The organism is Mesorhizobium sp. LNJC394B00, from assembly GCF_000502555.1.
Classification (GTDB): domain Bacteria; phylum Pseudomonadota; class Alphaproteobacteria; order Rhizobiales; family Rhizobiaceae; genus Mesorhizobium.
Genome location: NZ_AYWH01000002.1, coordinates 201,692 through 220,377, shown reverse-complemented (window position 1 = coordinate 220,377; position 18,686 = coordinate 201,692). Strand labels below are relative to the sequence as shown.

The window sequence follows — 18,686 nt, the reverse complement described above, 5'->3', positions numbered from 1 at the left end:
ACGGGGCGGGACGAATGGACAGGGACCAGACGGAGAAGGACGACGAGGCGTCGGCGCATGAGCGGCCGACGCTGAAAACGCTTGCCTTCATGACCGGGCTCGGCGTCACCACCGTCTCGCGCGCGCTCAAGGATGCACCCGAGATCGGCGCCGAGACCAGGCGGCGGGTTCAACTCGTCGCCAGGCAGATCGGCTACCGGCCGAACCGCGCCGGCGTGCGCCTGCGGACTGGCAAGACCAATGTTATCAGCCTCGTGCTCAATACCGAGCGCGAGATCATGAGCTTTGTCTCGGACATCATCTACGGCGTCTCGGAGGTCATTGCCGACACACCCTATCACCTGATCGTCACGCCCTACTCGCGCTCGCAGGATCCGCTGGACCCGGTAAAGTATCTGGTCGAGTCCGGCTCGGCCGATGGCGTCATCATCTCACGCACGCAGCCCAACGATCCGCGCGCCCGCTACATGCTGGAGCGTGGCATACCCTTTGCCACGCATGGCCGCACCGATATGGGGCTTGTCCACCCCTATCACGACTTCGACAATTACGCCTTCGCCGCCGAAGCGGTGCGCCATCTGGCCAGCGTCGGCCGGCGCCGGCTGGCGCTGGTAGCGCCGCCGGTCGGGCTCACCTATTACGACCACACGGTCAATGGCTTTGCCGACGCACTGAGCGAGGTCGACGCCAGCGAAGTGCCGTTCAACGCTGTTTCGATCGACCAGTCGATCGATCAGATCAGGACGCGGACCGCGCAGTTGATGCGCCGCGACGTCAGGCCGGACGGTTTCGTCAGCAGCGCCGCCGCAGCAACGCTGGCCATCGTCGCCGGCATCGAGGATGCCGGCCTGAAACTCGGCCGCGACGTCGATGTCGTGTCCAAGCAATCGTCGGAACTGCTGCATCTGTTCCGCCGGGAGTTGCTGATCGTCAACGAAGACTTCCGCCTCGCCGGCACCGAGCTTGCCCGCGCCGTGCTGGGCTGGATAGGCGGCGCGGCACCTGGCTCTTTGCAGACTGTGGTCAAGCCAGGCGACGTCGTCGCGTATCAGGGCTGACTGGCACGACCTGAGAGGCCGCCTCACCTGACCCTAGCCGGCAGCGCCGCTGCCCCATGGGCCATGGAAAGCCCCCTGCTCGCCGATGCGCTCGAAACCATGCGCGCCGAAGAAATCGCGCTGCGCCTGGATCAGGTTCGAGGTGCCGCGGCCCTGGCGGTAGCTGTCGAAATAGGCAAGCGCCGACGCCAGCGCCGGCACGGGCGAACCGGCCTCCGACGCTCTTGCGACGATGCGCCGGAGCGACGGATGCGCCTCCTGCATCATGGTGGTGAAAGCCGGCGCCATCAAAAGGTTGGTGGACGCGCCGCCCGAGCCGAAGGCTTCCGCCATGGTGTCGAGCATCTGCGAGCGGATGATACAGCCGGCACGCCAGATCTTGGCGATGGTCGGCATCGGCAAGTTCCAGTTGAACTCCTTCGAGGCGGCGCTCATCACCGCGAAACCTTGTGCATAGGCGGCGATCTTGCCGGCGAGCAGCGCCAGCTCCAGGTCTTTCAGAAGTGCCGCCTTGTCGCCGGAGATCTTGATGACGCCGATATTGCCATAGGCTTTTTCGGCCGCCTGCCGCTCATCCTTGATCGACGACAGCACGCGGGCCGCCACCGCCGCCTCGATGGCCGTCGCCGGAATGCCGAGCTGCTGCGCCTCGATGACAGACCATTTGCCGGTGCCCTTCTGGCCGGCACGGTCGAGGATGATGTCGACCACCGGCTTGCCGGTCTTTGCATCGTCGGCGGCCAGCACCTTGGCGGTGATCTCGATCAGATACGAATCGAGCCGGCCCTTGTTCCAGTCCTCGAAGACCTTGCCGATCTCCTTCGGCCCCATGCCGAGACCGTCACGCAGGATGCCGTAGATCTCGGCGATCATCTGCATGTCGGCATATTCGATGCCGTTGTGGATGGTTTTCACGAAATGCCCGGCGCCGTCTGTGCCAAGCCAGGCAGCGCACGGTTCATCCTTGAACTTAGCCGAGATCGCGGTCAGCACGCGTTCGACGCGCTTCCAGGAGTCTTCGGTGCCGCCGACCATGATCGACGGTCCATGGCGCGCGCCTTCCTCGCCGCCGGATACGCCCATGCCTATGAAGGTGAGACCTGAGCCCGACAGTTCCGAAAAGCGCCGCATCGTATCGCGGAAATTGGCGTTGCCGGCATCGATGACGATATCGTTGTCAGACAACACGCCGCGCAGCGCTTCGATCTGTTCGTCGACCGGCTTGCCGGCCAGCACCATGATGATGACCGGGCGCGGCGGCTTGATCGCAGCTGCCAGTTCCTCCAGGCTGTAGCAGGGCACCACCATGTCCCTGAGCGAACCGGCGCCTTCGAGGAAGGCATCGGTGCGCGCCTTGGTGCGGTTGAAGACGGCGATGCGGTGCCCGTGCTCGGCAATGTTGAGCGCGAGGTTGGAGCCCATTGTGCCAAGGCCGATCAGGCCTATTTCGGCTTTTTCCATCGTTTCTTCCCTGCTTTCGGATTTTGTTGAGGCCGCGTTTTTCGGGATGCCCATTTTTCGGCGAGATGATTGACGGGCCTTTCGCGCCACGTCAACCGCCTCGCCGAATTGTGTTGCGTCGGCGTTGTGTCAGACCGAGTCAGGAAGGGTCAGTTGGTGACCAGGCGACGCCTTGCCGATCGAACATATGACGTTAGGTTGAACTTATGGCAGTCAAACGGATGGACAATGTCGGAATCGTCGTCGATGACCTCGACGAGACGATTGCCTTCTTTCGCGAGCTCGGCCTCGAACTGGAAGGGCGGGCGACGATCGAAGGCGAGTGGGCCGGACGTGTCACCGGGCTCGGCGATCAGCACGTCGAGATTGCCATGATGCGCACACCGGATGGCCATAGCCGGCTCGAGCTCTCCCGCTTCCTCACGCCGACGGTCGTCGCCGATCACCGCAACGCCCCGGTCAATGCCCTGGGCTACCTGCGCGTCATGTTTACCGTGGACGACATCGACGACACGCTTGAAAGGCTCCGCAAGCGTGGCGCGCAGCTGGCCGGTGAAGTCGTCCGTTACCAGGACGTGTATCGGCTCTGCTACATCCGCGGGCCGGAAGGGCATCTCATCGGGTTAGCCCAGGAACTCGGCTGAGCGCCCTTCGCAGGCGGGCTGAATATCACTCGGCGCGGATATCGATCGGCGCTTCGATCTTTACCACTTCGAAATCCGAAACCAGAATATCGAGCCGCGCCGTCCAGCGGCCTGGAATCGGAATGACGAGATTATCGACGCGCCAGGTGCCGTCGCCTGGCTTGGTCGCCGGACGCTTGATCGGCTCGATCCCCGAATCGGGCTTGGACAGCACCAGCGTCACTTCCTTGGCGTCGAGCGGGCCGAAATCGCCATCCATGATGACGATGGAGGCGGTGACCTCCCCGGTATGGCCGGGCGTGATGTCGATGTCGGCCATCGCCTTCATAGTGTGGATATGGGTCGACGTCGGTTGTGCCGCGGCGATTGCCAGGGCCCGTGGCGGCGGCGTGAAGCGCCAGCCGGCGGCAACGCCGAAGATCAGGAGCACGATCAGCATTTCGACTGAGATCGAGCGGCTAAGCCGTCGCCGCACTTCCGTCGCTCCGGCCTCGGCCAAGGCGGTGAGCCGCCATCGATTGACCGCCGCCAGCGTGAACAGAAACACCAGCAGCGCCAGCTTGATCAGCAGCAGCCGGCCATAGGCGGTGTTGACCAGTGCCGCCGGTGTCTGCACCTGGATGATGGCGAGCACCACACCGGCGGCGGCAAGCACTACCACCACGGGCATGATCGCGCGCGAAAACCGCCGCAGGAACGCCCCGGCTTCCACCGATTGGCTGCTCAACGCCAGGCCGAGCGGCAGCAGTGCTCCAGCCCAGAAAGCGATGCCGGCGCCATGCAGGAACACCATAGGCCGCGTCAGCCATTGCGGTTCGGCTGCACTGGCATGGCCGCTGGCGGCAAGGGCTGCACCCACACCGGCCAGCCCGGCGAGCGCCAACGGCCTGGCGCCAGCACGCGATCCGACCAACGACAGCAGGCCAAGCCCGAGCGCCGCCAGCGAAATCAGCACCGTCCAGCCGAAGCTGGTGCCAAGCGCCGTCCGCCAGACCACCGGTTGCGCCAGCCGGGCGAGTGGCGCGCCCAGCGCGTCCAGCCCCTGGAACCCGAGCGACAGGGGTGCTGCGACCAGCCCGCACAGGATGGCGGCAATGACGAAGCGCTGGCCTGAGCGCTGGCCTTGCGCCAGCCATGTCAGCGCGAAGGCGCCGCCAATGCCGAGGAAAAGCCCGATGTAGAGAAGAACCTTGCCGGTCCAGATCGCTGACCGCAAATCTATATCGACAGCTTCCCCCACCGCCGGCGCCGCACTTGGCGCGCCAACGGAAAACAGCACCGAGCCGCCGACCGGATGGCCATCGGCGGAAATCACCCGCCAGCTCAAGACATGGGTGCCCGGCCCGAGCTTTTGTGGATTGTCGATCTCAACCGTTTGGTCGCTCAACCGAAACGAGGTCAAAGCGACAGGCGTACCGTCGGGCCGCACCAAGGTCAGCACCAGCGGCGACACAGGCTCGCTGAAGGTCAGCGAAAATTGCGTCGGCGCTCGCTCCAGAACCGCGCCGTCGGCAGGCTCGGCCTTGATCAGCGCCGCATGAGCAAAGGCCTGGTTTGGCGTGGCAAGGACGGCAAGCAGCAGGATCGCGGCCAGCAGGCCGAAGCACCTGCCGGCTGTCCGTTCTATCCGCTGAAAACAGGCCACGTTCATGCCATCCACCAAAACAGTGGCGCGCCGCTTCGAAGCAGCGCGCCGCCAATGCATCATTTCTTCGGCAGCAGGTTGAGGCCGGGCGCCGGATCTTCCAGCGCATCCTCATCCTGACCAGCCGCCGGAATCTCTATCCAACGCGTGGTGGCCCCATCGCATTCCTGCACCACCGGAAAATAGAGTTTTTGCCCGGCCGGCAGATCGGCGGCCAACGTGCCGCGGAAGACGAACTCGTCATAAAATTCATCCGGCAGGCTGCCGCCGCTCCAGTCGACTTCCTTGACGCCCGAGGTCACCGCCTCGCCATAGAGCTGGTAGGATTTCTCGTACTTGCCTTTCTTGACCTGCAGCGTCCAGCCGGGCTTGGGCATCGGCTTCACCCCGATCACCCCTTCCGGGATCTGCACGCGCACGGCAATCGTCGCCTTGCCTTCGCAGCCATGCGGCACGCGCAGCACGGCCTTGTAGGTCGAACCGACCGGCGCTTCCTGGGTTTCGAGCGTGATATGGCCGAAGGCAGCGCTTGTCCCCAGGACAAGGAATGCAGCGGCCGGCAAAAGATACTTGTTCATGATGGTCCCTCTCGAAAAATCGGTTGGCAAATTGATTGGTCAGTCGTTGTCTTCGAGGGGTGGCGCGCTGCCTATGGCTTGCACGGCAAACTCGACGGTCACGGTTCCGGCCTTCTCGAAAGTCAGCGTGGCGGCAAACATCTGGCCTTCTTTAGGCGGCTGCTTCAAATCCATGAACATCACGTGGTAGGCGCCAGGACCCAGCGTGATCTTGCCGCCCGCCGGAATGTCCAGGGCGCCACTGACCGGGCGCATGGTCATGACGCCATCCTTCATCCCCATTTCATGCAGTTCGGCCTTCCCCGAAATGTCGGAGGAAATCGACAGCAGCCGGTCTGGTGCGCTGCCCTTGTTGACGATGGTGAAATAGCCGCCGGCAACCTTGGCGCCGGCTGGCGTGGCACGGGACCAGGGATGCTCGATCTCGATGTCACCGGCCTTGAACTCATGCGCAAGGACGGAATGGGCGCCGACGAACAACAGTGCAAAGGCAAAGAGGGCGCTGCCGAGACGCTGCTCGATAGTGGTGAAGATAGGGGTGCTGCGGCGCAACGCGCCGGCATGACGAAAACGGGACATGGGTAGGCTCCATGAATATGAGGTCGCGCCTTTGTCGGGCTGCGAACGTGTTTGTCATTGGATGATTATCGCCCGCGCGGGTTACGCCAAGCGAGCGGCGGTTTTTCAGCCCGCAAGCGGCGGGGCGCGCGGATTGGCCGGAGAGCGCTCACGCGTAACGTCGGGATGCCTGACTGCCGGCGGAAGAAACGCGACTGTTTCAAAAGACAGGCTCACCGGCGCCACGCCGACGCCTGCCGGCGGCGCATAGGCGACGGAGGCCATGCTGCAGCCGAGCATGCAGCATGCCGGCATGTGCGGCTGGTGCGGATCGCCGCCGGGAAGCTGGACCGCCCCCTCATGTGTACAGATGACGTTGCCGAAAACGTCGAGTTGCGAGGCATCCGGCGCAATGCCGAAAGCAAACACGCCGAGCGTCGACTGGAGCAGCAGCACACAGGCCGCGACAAAGGCGGCCATCATGCTCCATCTCTTACGCCGGAAGTCCAAAGACCTGCCTCTTCACGCAGCAACGCTTGGATATCTAGCACGCGGCATGTCGGCGGAAAATCGCCAAATCATCGCTGCGGCAACGCGGCGCGTTAAGAAGCAATCCGACCGATTTCCGGGATCGACGTCAACAGCGTGTGGCGTGCCGACTTCAGATGCTTGCGGCAGGCGGCGTCGACCTTGCCGAGATCGCGCGATTTCAGCGCCGCGATGTAGGCGAGATGCTCGCTCACCGCGACTTCGTTGCGCTCGCGCTCCTGCGCCTTGTTCCACTGGTAGTGGTAGTGAAAGATCATGGCGATGACGTCGTAGAAATCGACGATGAAGCGGTTGTGCGACGCCCGGTGGATCAGCCGGTGGAAGCGCTCGTCTAGCTCCGAGAATTCGTTGAAGCGGATGGCGATTTCGCTGGCCAGAAGCCGGTGCTCGTCTTCCAGCCGGTCGAGATCCGCCCAGACCGGACTATCCCCAGGCAAGGCGGCAAAGGCCGCCGCCGAGCGTATCTCGAACATCTCGCGGATTTCAGTGAGTTCGAGCGCGAAGGCTCGCGTAAACCCCTTCAGCACCCAGTGGCTGTTGCGCCGCTTCTCGATCAGGCCGAAGCGGGAGAAGCGGATGAGGAACTCGCGCACGCTGGTGGTGCCGACGCCGATCTCGCGCGCCAGTTCGAGCTCGTTGATCTGCATGCCGGCCTCTGCACCGCCGGCCAGCAACCTGCGCATAAACGACCGCTCGATGATCTGGGCCAGTGTGTCTGTCTCCTCCTCGGGGAAGAAATCATCCGGCTTCGGCGTCCTGAGCACTGTCTTGCTGCGTTTGTTCCACGCGATCAGCCCGGTCTCTTCCATGCGCGCCAGAATGGTGCGCACGGTGGTACGGCTGACGCCAAGCAAAGTGCCCAGCTCCGGCTCTGACGGCAGGCTCTGCGTCTCATCGAGCAGCCGCAGACCCCTATTGTAAGCGTCCTTGTAGACGTTGTTGCTCTTCGACATCCCTGCCCCGTTGCGCGCCGGCGCTTGCTGTGGCTGGCTTGAAGCGCGATATCATATGTCCTGGCGCTCACCCGGCTAAGCAAAACGCTCTGCGTGTCAGACGCCGCTCCCCACAGCCAAGCGTCCATCGGACGCATGGTCTCCTCCTCAAAAAACAATTGACGCACAAATGTTTTTTCACGATAAAAGACATTATATGTAAACAGACGCGTGTCAATCCGCGCATCCCCAGGAACAGACCCAGGAAACTGCCCGTGAACGCCTCGAACAGCATTCTTCTGTCCCCCGCCGACAATGTCGCGGTCGCCAATGGCCGCATCGAGATCGGCACTCCTCTGCCCGGCGGCGCCGTCGCCACGGCCTTGATCGAGCCCGGCCACAAGGTGGCGATCAAGCCTATCGCCGCCGGCGAGGCGGTGGTCAAGTATGCCCAGGCCATCGGCCGCGCCACCCAGGACATCGCGCCCGGCGACCACGTCCATTCGCACAATCTGGTTTTTGAATCCGGCCGCCTGCCGGTGGTGCCGCCGAGCGAAGCGGAGCACGCCACCGAAGCTGACCGCGCCCGGACATTCATGGGCTATCGTCGCGCCGATGGCCGTGCCGGCACGCGCAACTTCATCGGCATCATCGCCAGCGTCAATTGCTCGGCCACCGTCTGCCACGCCATTGCCGACGAGGCCAACCGCGTGCTGTTGCCGAAATATCCGGGGATCGACGGCTTCGTCCCGATCGTCCATGGCCAGGGCTGCGGCATGAGCGGCACCGGCGACGGCATGATGGTGCTGCACCGCACGCTCGCCGGCTACACCCGCCACCCGAATTTCGGTGGCGCGCTGATGGTCGGCCTCGGCTGCGAGGTCAACCAGCTCACCCTTTACGGCCAGAAGGGTGCGGCGGCGGGAAAACGCCATTTCAATATCCAGGACGCCGGCGGTTCGCGCAAATCGGTCGCAAAGGCGATGGGCGTGCTCGCCGAAATCGCCGAGGAAGTCGGCCAGTATGAGCGCGAGCCGATCCCGGTCTCGGAGATCGTCGTCGGTCTGCAATGCGGCGGTTCCGACGGCATGTCGGGCATCACCGCCAATCCCGCGCTGGGAGCGGCGGTCGACATCCTGGCCGGCGTCGGCGGCATCGGCATCCTGTCGGAGACGACGGAGATCTATGGCGCCGAACATCTGCTCGCCTATCGCGCGGCAACGCCGGAGATCGCCAAGAAACTCGACGGTTTCGTCAAATGGTGGGAAGACCACGTTGCCAAGCACGGCGCTTCGATCGACAACAACCCCTCGCCCGGCAACAAACGCGGCGGCCTGACCACCATTCTGGAAAAGTCGCTGGGCGCCGTCGCCAAGGGCGGCCAGACTCCGCTCAACGGCGTCTTCGGTTATGCCGAAAAGGTCACCGGCAGTGGCCTGGTGTTCATGGACACGCCCGGTTACGACCCGGTCTCGGCGACCGGTCAGGTGGCGGGCGGCGCCAACATCATCGTCTTCACCACCGGCCGCGGCTCCTGCTTCGGCTGCCGGCCGACGCCGTCGATCAAGGTCGCCACCAACTCGACCATGTACCACCAGATGGAAGAGGACATGGACGTCAATTGCGGTGTCATCGCTTCGGGTGAGAAGACCATCGCCGGCATGGGCCGGGAACTCTTCGAACTCATCGTCGAGACGGCATCGGGCCGCAAGACCAAGAGCGAGGCGTTCGGCTACGGCGACAACGAGTTCGTGCCGTGGCACCTCGGCGCGACGCTCTAACCACCGACGAAAAAAGCGGGCTGCAACGACTGCCCACAAGGGGAGGCTTTGGATGGACAAACGCCGCATCGGCACGACTGCGCTCGAGGTCACTGAGATAAGCTTCGGCGGAGCGGCGATCGGCGGGCTCTACCGGGCCTGTCCGCGCGAAGCGGCGATGGAGACGCTGCAGACAGCCTGGGATGCCGGCCTGCGCTATTTCGACACCGCGCCCTTCTATGGCTTCGGCCTGTCGGAGCGGCGGACCGGCGATTTCCTGCGCTACAAGCCGAGGGATTCCTATGTGCTGTCGACCAAGGTCGGCCGCCTGTTCCGCCCGGTGCCGGAAGACCAGGTTCCCGATCATTCCTATGTCGACCCGCTGCCTTTCGCGCTCGACTACGACTACTCGTACGACGGCATCATGCGCTCGGTCGAGTTCTCCTATGCCCGGCTCGGGCTGAACCGGATAGACATCCTGTTTGTGCACGACATCGGCACCTACACACATGGCGTCGAGAGGACGAAGCTGCACTTTCGCCAGCTGATGGACGGCGGCTTGAAGGCGCTGGAAGAGCTTAAAACGTCCGGCGTGATTTCCGCCTGTGGGCTCGGCGTCAACGAGGTGCAGATCTGCCTCGACGTGCTGCGCGAAGCGCCGCTCGACTGCATCCTGCTGGCCAGCCGCTATTCGCTGCTCGACCGCTCGGCTGAAGCCGAGTTGCTGCCGCTGTGTCGTGAGCGACAGACTTCGCTGATCATCGGCGGCGTCTTCAACTCCGGCATCCTGGCAACCGGACCGGTGCATGGCGCGCATTTCGATTATCTGCCGGCGACGCAGGACATACTCGATCGTGTCGGGGCGATGGAGAAAATCGCTGATGAGGGCGGATATCCGCTGGCGGCGGCTGCATTGCAGTTTCCGCTGCAGGAGCCTGTCGTGGCCAGCGTGCTGACCGGAACGGCCAAGCCCGCCAACCTGACGCGCAACCTCGACCTGTTCGACGTCCAGGTGCCGCAAGCGGAATTCGCCCGCTACGCTCCCTACACCATCGTGCAGGAGCTCGGCTGACGAAACGCCACGATCACGGTTCTCAAGAAGGAATAAATATTCCATATTGACTCGACGGTGGAATTAATATTCCATGATGATCAAGGAGGATCGGGAGCGTCTGGACGTGGCACTGAGGATCGGCAGGGAGGTTTCCCCGCCGAGCCATGCGCAGGCCGATATGAAACACCGCTTGCGTCGGCCGGACCGATGCACTATCAAAAAGCGGCAACTGTTTTTTATTGATAAAGTTCTGTTTGGGCCGCGCCTATCCAAATGGAGCTTCCGTAACCTTCACCGGGCGATCTAGGGAGGATTCCTAATGAAATTCGTGACCAGCATTCTCAACCGCCGCTCACTGATGGCACTAGCTGCCGCCTCGATGCTTGCCGGCACGCTGCACACGGCGCCGGTTTCGGCGGCGGACGTGACCATTCCGATCATCGTCAAGGACACCACGTCCTTCTACTGGCAGATCGTCCTGGCCGGCGCCCGCAAGGCCGGCAAGGATCTCGGCGTCAACGTACCCGAACTCGGCGCCCAGGCTGAAACCGACGTCAACGGCCAGGTCTCGATCCTCGAGAATGCCGTCGCGGGCAACCCGGCCGCGATCGTCATCGCGCCGACCGAATTCAAGGCGCTTGGCAAGCCGATCGATGAAGCGGCCAGCAAGGTCAAGGTCATCGGCATCGACTCCGGCGCCGACTCCAAGGCGTTCACCTCGTTCCTGACCACCGACAATGTGCAGGGCGGTCGCGTCGCCGCTGACGGTCTTGCAGCAGCCATCGGCGAAGCCAATGGCGGCAAGATCGAGGGCGACGTCGCCCTGATCACCAACGCACCGGGCGCCGGTTCGCTGGAGCAGCGCAAGCAGGGCTTCACCGAGCAGCTGGCCGCGAAATATCCGGGGCTCAAGCTCGTCGCCGACAAATATGCCGACGGCCAGGCAACGACCGGTCTCAACATCGCCACCGACCTGATCACCGCCAACCCGAACCTCAAGGGCATCTTCGCGTCCAACCTGATCATGGCGCAGGGCGTCGGTCAGGCTGTCGCCGAGAACAACCTTGGCGGTAAGCTGGCGCTGGTCGGCTTCGACAGCGACGAGAAGCTGATCAAGTTCCTCAATGACGGCGTCATTTCCGCGCTCGTCGTCCAGGATCCGTACCGGATGGGCTATGACGGCATCAAGACCGCGCTCGCCGCCTCGAAGGGCGAGAAGGTCGAGGCCAATGTCGACACCGGCGCCAACCTGGTGACCAAGGCAAACATGAAAGACCCCAAGATCGACGCCCTGCTCAACCCGAAGCTCTGAGCCCGTCAGGCAAAAATCCTTTCCGGGGCCTCGCGCCCCGGAAACACCGGATACAAGCTTGAATATCCACCGGCTTGAATCACCTCGACGATGCGGCTTGACTGCATCGCGACGTGCCAATCGTAAGGCCAATCTGGGAGGATTGTCATGACGCCCATGGCGCAGGAACTGCACCCGGCCCCAACGCTAGCGCCCGGCAGGACGATCCTCGAACTGCACGGGCTGGAAAAGCGCTATCCCGGCACGCATGCGCTGAAGCCCGTTCACCTTGCCTTCAAGGCAGGTGAGATCCACGCCATCGTCGGCGAGAACGGCGCCGGCAAATCCACCTTGATCAAGCTTCTGACCGGCGTCATGCCGCGCACCTCCGGCGATGTCATCTGGGAGGGCAAGCCGGCAGCGCTGGCAACCCCGCACGAGGCAATGGCGCTGGGCATCAACGCCGTGCATCAGGAGGTCGTGCTCTGTCGCCATCTCACCGTCGCCGCCAACATGTTCCTCGGCGAGGAGAATTCGCGCTTCGGCATCCTGCAGCAGCGCGCCATGGTCAAGGAAGCGCAGAAGATCATCGACGGTCTCGGCTTCGACCTGCCGGCGCATGTCATGCTGGGTGACCTCACCATCGGCCAGCAGCAGCTGATCGCCGCCGCCCGCGCCACCGTGCGCGGCACCAAATTCCTGATCTTCGACGAGCCGACCGCCTATCTCACCCGCAAGGAAGCCGACCAGCTGTTCACGCTGATCCGCAGGCTCAAGGGCGAAGGCGTCACCATCATCTACATCAGCCATCGCATGGAAGAGGTGTTCGAACTCGCCGATCGCGTCTCGGTGCTGCGCGACGGCACGCTGGTCGGCACCCGCAACATTGCCGAGACCAATGACGCCGAGCTGGTCAAGATGATGATCAACCGCTCGATCGGCCAAGTCTACCATAAGGAGCATTTCACCCCCGGTGCCGTGATCGTTGAAGCGAAAAACCTGTCGGGCAAGGGTTTCGAAGACGTCTCGATGACGGTGCGCGCCGGCGAGATCGTCGGGCTCTATGGCCTGATCGGCGCCGGGCGGAGCGAGTTCGTCACCACGCTCTATGGCCGCCACAAGAAGTCGGCCGGACAGGTCCTTTGGCAAGGCAAGCCGGTCCACATCAATTCCGAGCACGACGCGATCAAGCTCGGCATGGCGCTGGCGCCGGAAAGCCGCCGCGACCAGGGCCTGTGCCTGAACCTGCCGGTCGGCCTCAACCTCAACCTGCCGATCTACAAGCGCATCTCCAACAACCTGCTGATTTCGAACACGAAGGAAAAGGCTGAAGCCGATCGCCAGATCGCCGGCCTCCGCATCAAGACGCCGACACGCGGCGCACTGGCCTCCAGCCTGTCCGGCGGCAACCAGCAGAAGATCGTCATCGGCAAATGGCTGGCGCACGGCGCCAAGCTGTTCATCTTCGACGAGCCTACGGTCGGCGTAGATGTCGGCACCAAGGCCGAGATCTACCGCCTGTTCGGGGAACTGTTGTCCAAGGGCGCCGGCATCATCCTGATCTCGTCCTATCTGCCCGAGGTTTACGAGCTCGCCGATACGCTGCACGTGTTCCGGCGCGGCAAACTGGTGGCGAGCCACGGTTTTCGCGCCGCTAGCCACGAAGACGTGCTGACGCAGGCGATCGGCTGACAAAACAAGAAACGGGAGGAACCATGAGCATCGAAACCGTCGCGATCGAAAAACCGAAACGGAACTACAACGTCCTGTTCGGGCTGACGCTTCTGGCGTTGCTGGTTCTGCTCTGGATCGTGCTGTCGGTGGCGACGCCGAGCTTCGCCTCCTCCAACAACATCGCCAATCTTTTGCGGCAGGGCTCGATGATCGCCATCATGGCGGTCGGCCAGACCTTCGTCATCATCACCGGCGGCATCGACCTCTCGGTCGGCGCCGTGGTCGGCTTCGCCACCGTCATTGTCGCCATGATGATCAATGCTGGCTTCCCGATCTGGGTCGCCATTCTGGTGACGCTGCTGGTCGGCGTTGCCATCGGCCTGTTCCACGGCTTCGGCATCGTCAAGATGGGCCTGCCGCCATTCATAATCACGCTGGCGACGCTGACCTCGTTGCGCGGCATCGGCCTGTTGATGACCAACGGCAATTCGATCAACATCAACAGCGACAGCTTCACCGCGTTCTCGCGCAGTTCCTTTGTCGGCATCCCCAATCTGTTCTGGATGGTGATCCTGGTCGGTATCCCGGCCTACATCTTCCTGCACCACAGCCGCTGGGGCCGCTATCTCTTCTCTGTGGGATCCAATGCCGAGGCCTCGCGCCTCTCGGGCGTCAATGTCCAGCGCACCATCTATATGGCCTACACGCTGTCGGGCCTGTGCGCGGCCTTCGTCGGCGTGCTGCTGGCGGCGCGCATCGGCATCGGCAACCCGACCCAGGCGGAAGGTTGGGAGTTGCAGGCGATCGCCTCATCGGTGATCGGCGGCACTTCGCTGTTCGGCGCCGTCGGCTCGGTGCATGGCCCGCTGCTCGGCGCCTTCATCCTGGCCACCATCAACAACGGCGCCAATCTGCTCAACGTCAACTCGTTCTGGCAGCGCATCATCACCGGCGCGCTGATCATAATCATCGTCTATTTCGACGGGCTGCGCCGTCGCGGCAAGTAATTCTCCCTGACCTTCTGCGCCGGCCTGCTTAACAACGGACCGGCGCCTTTTTTGAGAAACACTGGAATTGCCGAATGAAAGCTGTTGTCTGCCGCTCGCCCGGCGAGCTTGTCCTGGAAGACCGGCCGGCGCCAGGAGCGCCGCCTGCCGGCTGGGCGCTGGTCGCCGTCAGCCATGTCGGCATCTGCGGCACCGACTACCACATCTTCGAAGGCAAGCACCCGTTCCTTGCCTATCCCCGCATCATGGGCCATGAAGTGTCGGGCACCGTCGTCGAGACCGGCGAAGATGTCGACCTTGCCATGGGCGAGCCCGTCATCATCAATCCCTATCTCGCTTGCGGAAAATGCATCGCCTGCCGGCACGGCAAGCCGAATTGCTGCCTCAGGATCGAAGTGCTTGGCGTCCATCGCGACGGCGCCATGGCCGAGAAGATCCTGGTGCCGGCGCAGAATCTTTATCCGGCAAACGGCTTGTCGCTGGCCGATGCGGCGGCGGTGGAATTCCTCGCCATCGGCGCGCATGCCGTGCGGCGCGCTCGCGCCGAACCAGGCGCCCGCACGCTGGTCATCGGCGCCGGGCCGATCGGCCTTGGCGCAGCGCTGTTTGCGCGCATCGCCGGGCTCGATGTCAGCCTGCTCGACATGAGCACGGAGCGGCTGGATTTTGCAAAAGGCGAACTTGGCTTCGCCACGCTCGACGGCTCACAAAAAGCGGCAGCCGAACTGGTGCGCGAGGCAACCGGCGGCGAAGGGTTCGACATCGTCTTCGACGCCACCGGCAACACCGCCTCGGTGCAGTCGGCCTTCGCACATGTCGCGCATGGTGGCACGCTCGTGCTGGTCAGTGTCGTCAAGGACGACATCGTCTTTTCCGACCCGGAATTCCACAAGCGCGAAATGACATTGATCGGCAGCCGCAACGCGCTGAAAGTCGATTTCGATCACGTCGCCGCCTCGATACGCAACGGCGCCGTGCCTCTGGCAAAACTCGTCACCCACCGCACCACGCTGGCCGGCACGCCGGATGATCTCGCCCGCTGGGCGCATGAGAAATCGGGGTTGATCAAGGCTGTGATCGAGGTTGGGGCATAACATCGCAGGTGGTCCCGGCCCGAATGACGACGACCCGCGCAGGTTGACTCCCACTCCGTCCTCAAAACGCCAGGCCGCTGAAAAATAGGCGCGACCCCGCTACAGCGCCGACAGTTTCAGCTCGACCCGCTCCGCCGGAAACCGTGTTTCGGCAAACTGGATCGGCTGGCCGTCCGGTGTGACGTTGACGGCGACCGCCACCAGCACGATTGCGCCGGGCTGCAGATCGAGGTCGGCGAGATCGGCGGCATCGGCATGGCGGGCCGACAGCACCGTCGATTGCCTGAGATAATCGTCAATGCCGAAACGCTTGAGCGAGGCGGTAACCGAACCGGTTTCGGCCATCGCAGCATTGATGCCGGCGAAACGCTTCGCCTCGTACCAGGCGGCGGCGCGCGACACCGGCCGTCCATCGGCTTCGCCGCGCGTCTCCAGGCGGATCACCTCAGCCCCTCTTGCCAGACCAAGCCCCTCGGCGACGCGCTGACTGGCCGACTCAACTGTAGAAGCTAGCAGCACGATGTGCCGTTCCGATGTTTGCCCTTGCAGACCGGTCGAAAACCGAGTGCGCGCGCCGATCGGATAGGACAGCCGTTTGCGCGAAAAGACGAAGGTGCCGCGTCCCTGCTCGGCCCGCAGCACGCCGTCCTGCACCAGGGCCGATATGGCGCTGCGCACCGTGTGGCGATTGACGCCGTAGCGTTCGGCCAAGGCCATTTCCGGCGGCAGCGCGGCATTCTCGGCAAAATCGCCGGCGGCGATCGAATGCAGGATCAGGTCCGCAATCTGCCGCCACAGCGCGACACCGCTACGGCGTTCGATGCTGCTCGCGCCCTTTTGAGCCACCATTTCGTCCACGCTCCCGCCCATGTCATCCACCCGTCATGGACACAAGTTAGATAATAGGTACAATTTGTATAATTGTCTATATCACTAGACAAATTATGTACATTTCAGGGAGTTATCCATGCGAGGACAGGAAGCCCGCGACCAGGCCGAGCGCAAAGCCGTCATGACGACGTTGGCGCAGGCCAGTGGCGATAACATCGCCCGGCTGTGGAATGAGGCCGGCCTGATCTCGGAAGCAGAGCTTTTGCGCGGCCCGGAAACCGGTCTGGTCACCGTGCGTGGCCGCATCGGCGGCGGCGGCGCGCCCTTCAATGTCGGTGAAGTGACCGTCACCCGCGCCACCGTCCGGCTCTCTTCCGGACAGGTCGGCCACAGCTACATGCTCGGCCGCGACAGGCAGAAGGCGAAGCTTGCGGCAATCGCCGATGCACTTTGGCAGGATCCCGCCCATCGGCAGACGGTCGAGAGTGCGCTGGTCGCACCGCTGCGCGCCGCCCAAAGCGAGGCGCGCGAAAAGCGCCGCTCCGAGACGGCGGCAACGAAAGTGGATTTCTTCACCATGGTGCGCGGAGAAGACTGATGGACATCGCAGCCCAATGGATCGACGGCGGCTTCGCCGATCCGGTGTTCAACGCCCAGGCGGTCTTCCGCGCGGTCATGGATGCCATGGCGCGGCCGGGCAGCGAGCGGCCTCTGCCTGCCTTCGCCCGCCCCCCTTCGCCGCTGTCCGCAACCGCCGGCGCCATTGCACTTTCGCTCTGCGACAACGACACACCGCTCTGGCTCGATCCTGCTTTGCAGGCATCGGCAGCGATCAAATCCTGGCTCGGCTTCCACGCCGGCGTGCCACTCGCCAACACGCCGGCCGATGCGCATTTCGCATTGGTCGGCACGCCGGCCGAGATGGCCGCCCTCGACGGTTTTTCGCAAGGCACGCAGGATTATCCCGACCGTTCGACGACACTGATCCTGCAGGTCAGCGATCTCACCTCCGGCGCGCCGCTATTGCTCGAAGGTCCCGGGATCGAAACCAGCGCGACCATCGCGCCGGCACAGATGCCCCGTCATTTCGTCGAACAGTGGAAGCAGAACAGTCAACGCTTTCCGCGCGGCGTCGACATCATTCTGGCGGCGCCCGACGGCATCGCCTGCCTGCCGCGCACGACGCGCATCAAGACGATGGAGGCATAAATGTATGTCGCGGTAAAAGGCGGCGAAGCCGCAATCGCCAATGCCCACAGCCTGCTTGCCGACCGCCGTCGCGGCGACCGTTCGGTGCCGGCACTGCGCCTCGACCAGATCGTCGAACAGCTGGCGCTCGGCGTCGACCGGGTGATGAGCGAAGGCTCGCTCTACGACCGGGAACTGGCTGCACTCGCCATAGTCCAGGCGCGCGGCGACATGATCGAGGCGATCTTCCTGGTGCGCGCGTACCGCACCACACTGCCGCGCTTCGGCTACACCAACGCCATCGACACCGGCGCCATGCTGGTCGAGCGGCGCGTGTCGGCGACCTACAAGGATTTGCCCGGCGGCCAGCTGCTTGGGCCTACCTTCGACTACACCCACCGCCTGCTCGACCCGGAACTCGCCACCGGCGCCGATGTCGCCGAACCGCTGCAGCGCGAGACGGAAACGCAGGCCATGCCGCGCGTCTCGGCCATCCTCGCCCGCGAAGGCTTGATCGAGCCGGATGGCGACATGCCGCAGGACCATGTCCCCGGCGACATCACCCGCGAGCCGCTTGAGTTTCCGATGGCGCGCGACATCCGCCTGCAGGCGCTGTCACGCGGCGATGAAGGGTTTCTGCTGGCGCTCGGCTATTCCACCCAGCGCGGCTATGCCCGCAACCACCCCTTTGTCGGCGAGGTGCGTATCGGCGAGGTCGAGCTGGAACTCGACGTGCCGGAACTGCCCTTCGCCGTGCTGCTCGGCAAGGTCCGCGTCACCGAATGCCAGATGGTCAACCAGTTCAAGGGCTCGGCCAAGGCGCCGCCGCAATTCACCCGCGGCTACGGACTGGTCTTCGGCCAAAGCGAGCGCAAGGCGATGGCCATGGCGCTGTGCGACCGCGCGCTGCGCGCAACGGAACTCGGCGAAGATGTCGTCGCCGCCGCGCAGGACGAGGAGTTCGTCATCTCGCACTCCGACAATGTTCAGGCGACCGGCTTCGTGGAGCATTTGAAGCTGCCGCACTATGTCGACTTCCAGGCCGAGCTCGATTTGGTGCGCCGCATGCGCGCCGAATACGAAGCTCGAGAGAACCCTGCAAAGGTGGAAGAGACGCGGGAGGCGGCCGAATGAGCCTAATCGCCCCCGCCATTGCCGCCACCCCCGTTGCCGCCATCCCCGTTGCCGCCGTCATGGGAATGGCTGCTATGCCCGCCGACGTAGCTGCCGTTTCCGCCTGTGACATGCGCGCCATCTCTGGAAGCAGGCAGAAACAAGCGCCGAGGTACAAAACCGACCACGCAGACAAACGCCAGAAGCAGAATTGCAATCTGGATCCAACCGGTCTGAGTCATTCGACTT

20 protein-coding genes are annotated in these 18,686 nt (G+C 63.7%); 12 read left to right on the top strand and 8 right to left on the bottom strand.

The genetic code is table 11. The features are described from left to right. Positions 1 to 14 precede the first annotated feature (14 nt). On the top strand, positions 15 to 1,058 hold the full coding sequence (locus X751_RS158050; RefSeq protein ID WP_023683027.1) for a LacI family transcriptional regulator: 1,044 nt from the start codon (positions 15 to 17) through the stop codon (positions 1,056 to 1,058). 33 nt (positions 1,059 to 1,091) lie between these two features. Here X751_RS158050 and gndA read toward each other — a convergent pair whose 3' ends face one another. After that, positions 1,092 to 2,519: an NADP-dependent phosphogluconate dehydrogenase gene (gene gndA / locus X751_RS158055; protein ID WP_023692001.1), complete on the bottom strand. Its 1,428-nt coding sequence runs from the start codon at positions 2,517 to 2,519 to the stop codon at positions 1,092 to 1,094. Positions 2,520 to 2,725: 206 nt separating this feature from the next. Between gndA and X751_RS158060 the strand changes: the two genes are divergently transcribed. After that, positions 2,726 to 3,163 (top strand): VOC family protein, encoded by a 438-nt coding sequence (locus X751_RS158060; protein ID WP_023692002.1) that lies wholly within the window; start codon positions 2,726 to 2,728, stop codon positions 3,161 to 3,163. Positions 3,164 to 3,188: 25 nt separating this feature from the next. On the opposite strand, the gene X751_RS158065 is transcribed toward X751_RS158060, so the two are convergent. The 5 genes from X751_RS158065 to X751_RS158085 form a co-directional block, all read right to left on the bottom strand. Then, positions 3,189 to 4,814: a copper resistance CopC/CopD family protein gene (locus X751_RS158065; protein ID WP_023686611.1), complete on the bottom strand. Its 1,626-nt coding sequence runs from the start codon at positions 4,812 to 4,814 to the stop codon at positions 3,189 to 3,191. 53 nt (positions 4,815 to 4,867) lie between these two features. After that, the gene (locus tag X751_RS158070) at positions 4,868 to 5,386 is read right to left on the bottom strand and encodes a YcnI family protein (protein WP_023683022.1); all 519 of its coding nucleotides are present in this window, start codon (positions 5,384 to 5,386) and stop codon (positions 4,868 to 4,870) included. A 39-nt stretch (positions 5,387 to 5,425) separates the two neighbouring features. Next, positions 5,426 to 5,965: a copper chaperone PCu(A)C gene (locus X751_RS158075; RefSeq protein ID WP_023712310.1), complete on the bottom strand. Its 540-nt coding sequence runs from the start codon at positions 5,963 to 5,965 to the stop codon at positions 5,426 to 5,428. A gap of 105 nt (positions 5,966 to 6,070) precedes the next feature. Then, on the bottom strand, positions 6,071 to 6,427 hold the full coding sequence (locus tag X751_RS158080; RefSeq protein ID WP_023713447.1) for a DUF2946 family protein: 357 nt from the start codon (positions 6,425 to 6,427) through the stop codon (positions 6,071 to 6,073). A 119-nt stretch (positions 6,428 to 6,546) separates the two neighbouring features. Further along, positions 6,547 to 7,446: a GntR family transcriptional regulator gene (locus X751_RS158085; protein ID WP_023735133.1), complete on the bottom strand. Its 900-nt coding sequence runs from the start codon at positions 7,444 to 7,446 to the stop codon at positions 6,547 to 6,549. 254 nt (positions 7,447 to 7,700) lie between these two features. Here X751_RS158085 and X751_RS158090 point away from each other — a divergent pair, with 254 nt between their 5' ends. The 7 genes from X751_RS158090 (at position 7,701) to X751_RS158120 (ending at position 15,305) form a co-directional block, all read left to right on the top strand. Next, positions 7,701 to 9,206 carry an altronate dehydratase family protein gene (locus X751_RS158090; RefSeq protein ID WP_023744073.1) on the top strand — a complete coding sequence of 502 codons (1,506 nt, stop codon included), beginning with the start codon at positions 7,701 to 7,703 and terminating at the stop codon, positions 9,204 to 9,206. 52 nt (positions 9,207 to 9,258) lie between these two features. After that, complete coding sequence (locus X751_RS158095; RefSeq protein ID WP_023744072.1) at positions 9,259 to 10,257, top strand: aldo/keto reductase; 999 nt, start codon at positions 9,259 to 9,261, stop codon at positions 10,255 to 10,257. Positions 10,258 to 10,330: 73 nt separating this feature from the next. Then, a complete protein-coding gene (locus X751_RS158100; protein WP_023669815.1) occupies positions 10,331 to 10,546 on the top strand; it encodes a hypothetical protein in 216 nt (71 codons plus the stop codon). Positions 10,547 to 10,558: 12 nt separating this feature from the next. Beyond that, positions 10,559 to 11,551 (top strand): ABC transporter substrate-binding protein, encoded by a 993-nt coding sequence (locus X751_RS158105; protein ID WP_023744071.1) that lies wholly within the window; start codon positions 10,559 to 10,561, stop codon positions 11,549 to 11,551. A 147-nt stretch (positions 11,552 to 11,698) separates the two neighbouring features. Then, positions 11,699 to 13,222 (top strand): sugar ABC transporter ATP-binding protein, encoded by a 1,524-nt coding sequence (locus X751_RS158110; RefSeq protein WP_023744070.1) that lies wholly within the window; start codon positions 11,699 to 11,701, stop codon positions 13,220 to 13,222. Positions 13,223 to 13,245: 23 nt separating this feature from the next. After that, on the top strand, positions 13,246 to 14,211 hold the full coding sequence (locus X751_RS158115; RefSeq protein ID WP_023683015.1) for an ABC transporter permease: 966 nt from the start codon (positions 13,246 to 13,248) through the stop codon (positions 14,209 to 14,211). A 74-nt stretch (positions 14,212 to 14,285) separates the two neighbouring features. Further along, positions 14,286 to 15,305 carry a zinc-binding alcohol dehydrogenase family protein gene (locus X751_RS158120; protein WP_023744069.1) on the top strand — a complete coding sequence of 340 codons (1,020 nt, stop codon included), beginning with the start codon at positions 14,286 to 14,288 and terminating at the stop codon, positions 15,303 to 15,305. Between the two features lie 99 nt (positions 15,306 to 15,404). On the opposite strand, the gene phnF is transcribed toward X751_RS158120, so the two are convergent. Further along, positions 15,405 to 16,175: a phosphonate metabolism transcriptional regulator PhnF gene (gene phnF, locus X751_RS158125; RefSeq protein ID WP_245261350.1), complete on the bottom strand. Its 771-nt coding sequence runs from the start codon at positions 16,173 to 16,175 to the stop codon at positions 15,405 to 15,407. A 97-nt stretch (positions 16,176 to 16,272) separates the two neighbouring features. Here phnF and phnG point away from each other — a divergent pair, with 97 nt between their 5' ends. Genes phnG through X751_RS158140 form a run of 3 tightly spaced genes read left to right on the top strand, consistent with a single transcriptional unit; the run spans position 16,273 to position 18,458 of the window. Beyond that, the gene (gene phnG, locus X751_RS158130; protein WP_023744067.1) at positions 16,273 to 16,734 is read left to right on the top strand and encodes a phosphonate C-P lyase system protein PhnG; all 462 of its coding nucleotides are present in this window, start codon (positions 16,273 to 16,275) and stop codon (positions 16,732 to 16,734) included. Further along, the gene (phnH, locus tag X751_RS158135) at positions 16,734 to 17,345 is read left to right on the top strand and encodes a phosphonate C-P lyase system protein PhnH (protein ID WP_023744066.1); all 612 of its coding nucleotides are present in this window, start codon (positions 16,734 to 16,736) and stop codon (positions 17,343 to 17,345) included. The genes phnG and phnH overlap by 1 nt, the downstream gene beginning before the upstream one ends. Beyond that, positions 17,346 to 18,458 (top strand): carbon-phosphorus lyase complex subunit PhnI, encoded by a 1,113-nt coding sequence (locus X751_RS158140; RefSeq protein ID WP_023744065.1) that lies wholly within the window; start codon positions 17,346 to 17,348, stop codon positions 18,456 to 18,458. 2 nt (positions 18,459 to 18,460) lie between these two features. Here the strand turns inward: X751_RS158140 and X751_RS158145 are convergent, their stop codons facing one another. Then, complete coding sequence (locus X751_RS158145; protein WP_023699000.1) at positions 18,461 to 18,679, bottom strand: hypothetical protein; 219 nt, start codon at positions 18,677 to 18,679, stop codon at positions 18,461 to 18,463. Positions 18,680 to 18,686 lie beyond the last annotated feature (7 nt).

Excerpts from the sequence above, each read along its gene's own strand:
- X751_RS158110 (WP_023744070.1), top strand. The coding sequence starts at position 11,699 with ATGACGCCCATGGCGCAGGAACTGCACCCGGCCCCAACGCTAGCGCCC.
- X751_RS158070 (WP_023683022.1), bottom strand. The coding sequence starts at position 5,386 with ATGAACAAGTATCTTTTGCCGGCCGCTGCATTCCTTGTCCTGGGGACA.
- X751_RS158115 (WP_023683015.1), top strand. The coding sequence starts at position 13,246 with ATGAGCATCGAAACCGTCGCGATCGAAAAACCGAAACGGAACTACAAC.
- X751_RS158065 (WP_023686611.1), bottom strand. The coding sequence starts at position 4,814 with ATGAACGTGGCCTGTTTTCAGCGGATAGAACGGACAGCCGGCAGGTGC.
- X751_RS158105 (WP_023744071.1), top strand. The coding sequence starts at position 10,559 with ATGAAATTCGTGACCAGCATTCTCAACCGCCGCTCACTGATGGCACTA.
- X751_RS158145 (WP_023699000.1), bottom strand. The coding sequence starts at position 18,679 with ATGACTCAGACCGGTTGGATCCAGATTGCAATTCTGCTTCTGGCGTTT.
- X751_RS158095 (WP_023744072.1), top strand. The coding sequence starts at position 9,259 with ATGGACAAACGCCGCATCGGCACGACTGCGCTCGAGGTCACTGAGATA.
- X751_RS158060 (WP_023692002.1), top strand. The coding sequence starts at position 2,726 with ATGGCAGTCAAACGGATGGACAATGTCGGAATCGTCGTCGATGACCTC.
- phnH (WP_023744066.1), top strand. The coding sequence starts at position 16,734 with ATGGACATCGCAGCCCAATGGATCGACGGCGGCTTCGCCGATCCGGTG.
- X751_RS158140 (WP_023744065.1), top strand. The coding sequence starts at position 17,346 with ATGTATGTCGCGGTAAAAGGCGGCGAAGCCGCAATCGCCAATGCCCAC.
- X751_RS158075 (WP_023712310.1), bottom strand. The coding sequence starts at position 5,965 with ATGTCCCGTTTTCGTCATGCCGGCGCGTTGCGCCGCAGCACCCCTATC.
- X751_RS158080 (WP_023713447.1), bottom strand. The coding sequence starts at position 6,427 with ATGATGGCCGCCTTTGTCGCGGCCTGTGTGCTGCTGCTCCAGTCGACG.
- X751_RS158100 (WP_023669815.1), top strand. The coding sequence starts at position 10,331 with ATGATGATCAAGGAGGATCGGGAGCGTCTGGACGTGGCACTGAGGATC.
- phnG (WP_023744067.1), top strand. The coding sequence starts at position 16,273 with ATGCGAGGACAGGAAGCCCGCGACCAGGCCGAGCGCAAAGCCGTCATG.
- X751_RS158050 (WP_023683027.1), top strand. The coding sequence starts at position 15 with ATGGACAGGGACCAGACGGAGAAGGACGACGAGGCGTCGGCGCATGAG.
- gndA (WP_023692001.1), bottom strand. The coding sequence starts at position 2,519 with ATGGAAAAAGCCGAAATAGGCCTGATCGGCCTTGGCACAATGGGCTCC.
- X751_RS158120 (WP_023744069.1), top strand. The coding sequence starts at position 14,286 with ATGAAAGCTGTTGTCTGCCGCTCGCCCGGCGAGCTTGTCCTGGAAGAC.
- X751_RS158085 (WP_023735133.1), bottom strand. The coding sequence starts at position 7,446 with ATGTCGAAGAGCAACAACGTCTACAAGGACGCTTACAATAGGGGTCTG.
- phnF (WP_245261350.1), bottom strand. The coding sequence starts at position 16,175 with ATGGGCGGGAGCGTGGACGAAATGGTGGCTCAAAAGGGCGCGAGCAGC.